The sequence below is a fragment of the Roseibium sp. RKSG952 genome (genome assembly GCF_009711355.1).
In genome coordinates, this window is the sequence record NZ_SMMF01000883.1 from 22,154 (window position 1) to 28,237 (window position 6,084).

The 6,084-nt window shown below is 57.1% G+C and carries 5 protein-coding genes and 1 pseudogene; 4 read left to right on the forward strand and 2 right to left on the reverse strand.

Annotation, left to right across the window (positions count from 1 at the left end; translation table 11 throughout):
- Window positions 1–186: 186 nt before the first annotated feature.
- Window positions 187–1,587, forward strand: a complete 1,401-nt coding sequence (sthA, locus tag E1297_RS13675; RefSeq protein WP_155139004.1) for a Si-specific NAD(P)(+) transhydrogenase — start codon at window positions 187–189, stop codon at window positions 1,585–1,587.
- Between the two features lie 15 nt (window positions 1,588–1,602).
- Here sthA and E1297_RS13680 read toward each other — a convergent pair whose 3' ends face one another.
- Window positions 1,603–2,145 (reverse strand): MarR family winged helix-turn-helix transcriptional regulator, encoded by a 543-nt coding sequence (locus E1297_RS13680; protein WP_244327758.1) that lies wholly within the window; start codon window positions 2,143–2,145, stop codon window positions 1,603–1,605.
- 197 nt (window positions 2,146–2,342) lie between these two features.
- Between E1297_RS13680 and E1297_RS13685 the strand changes: the two genes are divergently transcribed.
- The 3 genes from E1297_RS13685 to E1297_RS13695 all read left to right on the forward strand — a co-directional run bounded on the left by E1297_RS13685 (window position 2,343) and on the right by E1297_RS13695 (window position 5,791).
- Window positions 2,343–3,326: a DMT family transporter gene (locus E1297_RS13685; RefSeq protein ID WP_155139007.1), complete on the forward strand. Its 984-nt coding sequence runs from the start codon at window positions 2,343–2,345 to the stop codon at window positions 3,324–3,326.
- A 514-nt stretch (window positions 3,327–3,840) separates the two neighbouring features.
- Window positions 3,841–4,833: a DMT family transporter gene (locus E1297_RS13690; RefSeq protein WP_155139009.1), complete on the forward strand. Its 993-nt coding sequence runs from the start codon at window positions 3,841–3,843 to the stop codon at window positions 4,831–4,833.
- A gap of 169 nt (window positions 4,834–5,002) precedes the next feature.
- Window positions 5,003–5,791, forward strand: a complete 789-nt coding sequence (locus E1297_RS13695) for a hypothetical protein (RefSeq protein ID WP_155139011.1) — start codon at window positions 5,003–5,005, stop codon at window positions 5,789–5,791.
- A 51-nt stretch (window positions 5,792–5,842) separates the two neighbouring features.
- Here the strand turns inward: E1297_RS13695 and E1297_RS49145 are convergent.
- Window positions 5,843–6,084 (reverse strand): annotated as a pseudogene (locus E1297_RS49145) (NAD(P)-dependent oxidoreductase); the annotation flags it as partial.

The window sequence follows — 6,084 nt, forward strand, 5'->3', positions numbered from 1 at the left end:
GAGCGGTTGACAGTTCGGCTGGCCGTCATATTTCCGCATTCCCCAGGGATACTGGAGGCAACCGATTGCACTATTCGGCTCGAAGGCCTAAACAAGCGCCAAATCCATTCGTTTTTCGCCTCATCGCGTCCTGCTGCGTGATTTTTTTGCGCCGGGCGGGCTTGAACTTGCCGCGGGAGTTATCCTTTGGAACAGTTTGATTTCATCGTCATTGGAAGTGGCCCGGCCGGACGGCGCGCGGCGATCCAGGCGGCCAAGTTCAACCGGCGTGTTCTTGTGGTCGAAAAGGGCCGGCGGGTCGGCGGTGTTTCCGTGCATACCGGAACCATTCCGTCCAAGACCTTGCGCGAGACGGTTTTGAACCTGACCGGATGGCGTGAGCGCGGGTTTTACGGCCGCTCCTACCGGGTGAAGAATGACATCAGTGCCGGTGACTTGCGGGCCCGCCTGCATATCACGCTCAACCATGAAATCGAGGTTCTGGAAAACCAGTTCGCCCGCAACCGGGTGACAACGGTGCGCGGCGAGGCCCATTTCATCGACCCGCATATCATCGAAGTCACCGGAGAAAGCGGCGAGACGCAACACTACAAGAGTGAGCGGTTCCTGATCTCCGTCGGCACCAAGCCGTTCCGGCCCGATTATGTGCCTTTTGACGGCCGGTATGTTCTGGACAGTGACGAGATCCTTGAAATTCAGGAGCTTCCGCGCTCGATTGCGGTCATCGGTGCCGGTGTGATCGGTGTCGAATATGCCTCCATCTTTTCCGCGCTGGATTGCCATGTGACACTGGTCGAACCGCGCGATTCCATGCTCGATTTCATCGACAGCGAGCTTGTCGCCGATTTTACCGCTCAACTGCGCAACCGCGGTGTTGCCCTCCGGTTTGGTTCCAAGGTGGAAAAGATCACGCGGCACGGGCCGGGGAACTGCGAGATCCAGCTGGCCGGTGGCCGCCGGGTCCGGTCCGAGGTGATCCTGTTCGCTGCAGGCCGCATGGGGGCAACGCCGTCCCTGAACCTGTCCGCCTGCGGGCTGGAGGTGGACCACAGGGGGCGGATCAAGGTCGATCCGCATACCTTGCAGACCTCGGTCCCCCATATCTATGCGGCTGGTGATGTGATCGGTTTCCCGAGCCTCGCCTCAACCTCGATGGAACAGGGCCGGATTGCAGCCTGTCAGGCGCTCGGCGAACGGGCCTACGATCCGCCGGAATATTTCCCATACGGGATCTATGCGGTTCCGGAAATCTCGACCGTCGGCATGACCGAGGAAGAGGTTCAGCAGCGGGGCATCCCGTATGAATGCGGCGTTGCCCGCCTTCGGGAAACCTCCCGCGGCCATATCATGGGTCTTGAAAACGGCATGCTGAAGCTGATTTTTTCGCTGAAGACCCGCCGTTTGCTCGGCTGCCACATCGTCGGAGAGGGGGCAACCGAGCTGGTTCACATCGGCCAGGCGGTATTGAACCTCAAGGGTACGCTGGAATATTTTGTCGAGAATACCTTCAACTATCCGACGCTGGCCGAAGCCTACAAGATCGCGGCACTGGATGCGTGGAACCGGATGCCGGTGCCTGACCGGTAAGCGAAGCGGACGACATCACGGGGACGGGTCCCCGACAGAACCGATCAGTTTGCCGAGCAGGCTGGAGAGCTGTTCCTGTTCTTGAGGTGTCAGGCAACTGAGCGCCTGTCGTTGAGCCGCGATGATATCGGGCAATGCCCCGGTTACAAGCTGGTGGGCCTTGCCGGTCAGGCAAACGGTCAGCGCCCTGCGGTCATCGGGGTGCGGGCAACGCTCGATGAGGCCTGCCTTTTCCAGCTTGTCGAGCCGTGCCGTCATGCCGCCTGAACTGGTCATGGTTGCCTTGTAGAGTTCGGTCGGGGTGAGTTTGTAGGGCGGACCGGCACGGGTCAGGGTCGCCAGAACGTCAAACTCTCCCTGCTTCAGTCCGATCTTGTTGAGTTCAGGTGCCAGAAAGCGGTTCAGGATGATCGGGCCCAACTCGAAGAGGCGGCCGACAACCACGACGGTCGCGAGATCGCCCGCGAGATCCGGGCGTTCCTGTTCCCATTGGGTTTTTGCACGGGCGGCGCGGTCTGCAAAAAGCATATCCTGGCTGTGCGGTCCTGTCCGGTTCATCCAAGGCCTATCCATCTGATCCTGTTCAAGAAACAAACACCACTATCTGCCGGAACCCAGAGCAGGCGCAAGTCCTTTTGATCGATTTCAAGATTGATGATGTTAAAAAACTTGACATCAAGATACTTAATTATGAGATATATGCAGACCGTTGGGATTGGTTTTGGGTGGAGGCGCGGCCTCCTGAAAGGTTAGGGATGGCATATGATTCGGTGCATTCGCTCGCACCTCGGGAGGCGGAAGCCGGACAGGCAGACACGGCACGAACGGTCAGGATTCCCTCCCTGATGTTGCTGTTGCTTGTTGGGGCGATGCTTGCCGTGTCCGCCATCTTTGCCAAGGCAGCCCCTGCGCTTGGATGGCATCCTTTGATCCTGCTCCTTTGGTCCCTGTTTGCAGCGTCAGTCTTGCAGCTTGCATATTTGCTGCGGGATGGACCGGGGCTTCTTGCCGCGAGCTTTGCAGAAAAACGCCCCGGCGCGACCAGACGCTTGCTGATCTACATGCTGGTGACCGGGGTTCTGTTCGCAGCACCCAACGCGGTTGCCTTTGCAGCGGCCGAGCATGTCGGGGCCGGTTTCGTAACCCTGACTTTCGCGTTTCCACTGGTTCTGACATATGGTTTGAGTCTGCTTCTCGGTCTTGAGCGCCTAAGGATTCCACGCCTGATTGGCGTTCTCTTCAGTTTGGCCGGCGGGGGATTGTTCGCGCTCGGGGCTGGAGCACTCAACCCCTCTGCTGGCTGGTGGATCTTGCTTGCGCTCACGGCGCCCGTGTTTTTGACCCTCGGAAATCTTTATCGGTCAACGCATTGGCCAGCCGGCGCCAGTCCGAGACTGTTGAGTGCGGGCATGCTGACGATCGGTTTCGGCAGCCTTCTTGCCCTCGCCGCTGCTATGGGACTGCCGCTGTTTCCGCAACACTTGTCATTGGCCGCAGTCGTCGTGCTGGTGGTGCAAAGCATCATGTTCGCGGTTCAATATATCTTGTATTTCCAACTCCAGAAGCAGGCAGGCCCCGTCTATCTGAGCCAGATCGGATCGGTATCAGCCGCCTTCGGTATTCCTTTGGGCCTGGTTCTGTTTCATGAGGTGCCGAGCCCTGTCCAGATCGGCGCGCTGTTTCTTGTCCTGGCCGGTATCATGTTGGTCAGCCGCTGCAAGTCCGAGCCGTCAAAATAGGAACTGGCATTTCCGCGCAGGCTGGTGTCCGGTCTTGCCGTGGCGCACCGGTCTTGCCATGGCGCAACTGTGATTTTCAGCCTGACAAAGGCGGACATACCTATGGCATCAGAAACCGCTCAGACCCGTAACTGAAACCGCTTTCATCCTGCCCATGAACCTTTTCAAGCCTATCAGGACAGGGAGCGCGGTTGGATGCAGCGTTCTGCAAGTTCTGCGAAAACGACTGGAACGAAAGACAAAATAATCCAGTTCAATTCCGGGTGGCTGTTTTTGAATAAGGTCCGGGGTGCGCCTGTGGCCGTTCCGGCCGGTTTGTCCGGGCCTATCTGTATGATCTGATTCTCGAAATGGTGTTCGGTATTCGACGCAGACCGGACTGAAGAAAAGCCGCTTTAAGCCATTACAAGATTGTTAGTATTCATAATCTTGATAGCAAGAAACTAAATATAGAAATATATGCAACAGTCAGATTGGCTAAGGGCGGAGGCGCTGCCTCCTGAAAGGTTCAGGAATGGCTTATCATTCGGTGCATCCAGATGCCCGTCAGGCGGCAGACACCAAGCCGGCTGCCACGCCCGGCCATGTCAATCTGTCCTCGCTGACGCTGTTGCTCCTGACCGGCGGTATGCTTGCCGGGTCGGTGGATTTTGCCAAAGCAGCCCCGGCATTCGGGTGGGATCCACTGTCGTTGCTCATGTGGTCATTCTTTCTGGCAACAGTATTGCAGACAGCGGTCTTTTTGCGGCAAGGACCGGCTTCCTTGATGGGCGGTCTTTCCCTAAAGGGGCAGGGCGGGAAGACGCGCCTTTTGATCTACATGTTTGTGACAGGGCTGTTGATTGCAGCTCCCAATGCAATTGCCTTTGCGTCCGCCAAACATGTCGGGGTCACGTTTGTGACCTTGACGTTTGCCTTTCCGCTCGTTCTGACGTACGGGCTTAGCCTGATGATCGGGCTGGAGCACCCGAGGCTGGCCAGGGTGATCGGGGTGCTTTTTTCCCTCGCAGGCGGCGGAGTGTTTGCATTCGGTGCCGGGGCGACCAATCCCTCCGCCGGTTGGTGGGTTCTGATCGCTTTTTCGATCCCGGTTTTTTTGACCATCGGCAACCTCTACCGGTCCATGCGATGGCCGCCCGGTGCCAGCCCACAGCTGCTGAGTATCGGAATGATGGCGTTCAGCTTCGCAAGCCTTCTGGTGCTTGTCGCCGGGATGGGAGTGCCTTTGCTGCCGGAACATATCTCCGTTGCGGCAATAGCCATTCTTCTGGCGCAAGGCGCAATGTACGCGGTTTTGTATCTGTTTTATTTCCAGCTCCAGAAACAGGCCGGACCGGTTTACCTCAGCCAGCTTGGGTCGGTTTCGGCAGCTTTTGGTCTGCCATTCGGGCTGATTTTTTTCGGAGAGATTCCGAGCCTTGTTCAGGTGGCAGCGCTGTTCCTGATTGTGTTGGGGATCTTTCTTGTCAGCCGGCGCAGGAACCGGGCCGCGGCTGGAACTTCGTGATACCTGATTGAAGTCGCCCACTGGCTCCGGGAGGGCGCATTTGGGAGTACATTTGTCAGTAAAGGAAAGATATTCTCTTCGATCAGGCCGATCAGTGTCGCTTTGAAAGCGGATCAGACACAGCTTTCAAGTTTATTTTGTTAAATTATAGTGCAAAGGTAGGGGTGCGATGCAACTCTCCGTCACATTTGAAAATACGCGCGATACGGACAACAGGAAATCAGGGCCGATCCAGGTTGGCTGGTTCTTGAATCAGGTCAAGGGTGGTGTCATCTTTGATCCGCCGGAACGTGTGAAGGGCGCGGAACGGAACAAGACGCATGCTAAAAGCGCGTCGCGGTGCCCGGCGGTCATCAGCATGGAAGCGCGTTACTTCCTGATCCGTTGCCCGTTTGATATCAATCTGGCTTTCGGCCGTGATGAAAAGGGCAAGCCGTCCCTGCGCAATCTCAACGGCACCATGTCAGGTGTCCGGGCCAACAAGCTTGCCGAGATGATCAGCATCACGTCTGAGGCGGAATGGCGCTACGAAGGCGTGCCGACGATCCAGATCAAGACGCCTTACGTGTTCATCTCCGATGAACCTGTCTATATGGCCCAGACCCCGCCATTCATGCATTATCTGAAGCAGCCTTGGCCGGGAACGCTTTTTGGCGGACGCTTTCCGATCAATGTGTGGCCAAGACCATTGATGTGGGCCTTCGAATGGCATGACACGTCAAAGCCGCTGGTGATCAAGCGTGGCGATCCCTGGTTCTACGCACAGTTCGAGACGACGCCGCCTGACCGTGCCGTTGTTGTCGATGAAATCGAACGTACGCCGGAGCTGATCGACTATATGGATCTGATTTCCGGCGCGGTGAATTACGTCAACCAGACCTTTTCCCTGTTTGAAAAAGCCGAAGCCCGGCGTCCGGAAACACTTCTGCAGCCTTTGAAACGGCGTGGAAAAAGCTGAGAAAGATGCAGGAGCGGCCGGTCAGACCGGCCGCAATCGCGATGGAAGCTCCTAGTTCTCCGTCTTGAGATCGATGTTCCTGAGGATCTCGAAGACCGAGGCTGTGTCGTCATCTGCAAATCCTGCAGCCCGTGCCGCTGTATAGAAATGCAGGCTTGCTGCCGTCAGCGGGGTTGGTGTCTGTGTTGTCCGTGCCTGATCCATGATCAACTCAAGATCCTTTGCATAGACCTCCTGCCTTATGGCAAACCGAGCCCGGCCCTTTGCCTTGTTGCACTTCGCGGCTGAATCCA

Coding starts and splice junctions, on each gene's coding strand:
- E1297_RS13680 (WP_244327758.1), bottom strand. CDS start 2,145: ATGAACCGGACAGGACCGCACAGCCAGGATATGCTTTTTGCAGACCGC.
- E1297_RS13685 (WP_155139007.1), top strand. CDS start 2,343: ATGGCATATGATTCGGTGCATTCGCTCGCACCTCGGGAGGCGGAAGCC.
- E1297_RS13690 (WP_155139009.1), top strand. CDS start 3,841: ATGGCTTATCATTCGGTGCATCCAGATGCCCGTCAGGCGGCAGACACC.
- E1297_RS13695 (WP_155139011.1), top strand. CDS start 5,003: ATGCAACTCTCCGTCACATTTGAAAATACGCGCGATACGGACAACAGG.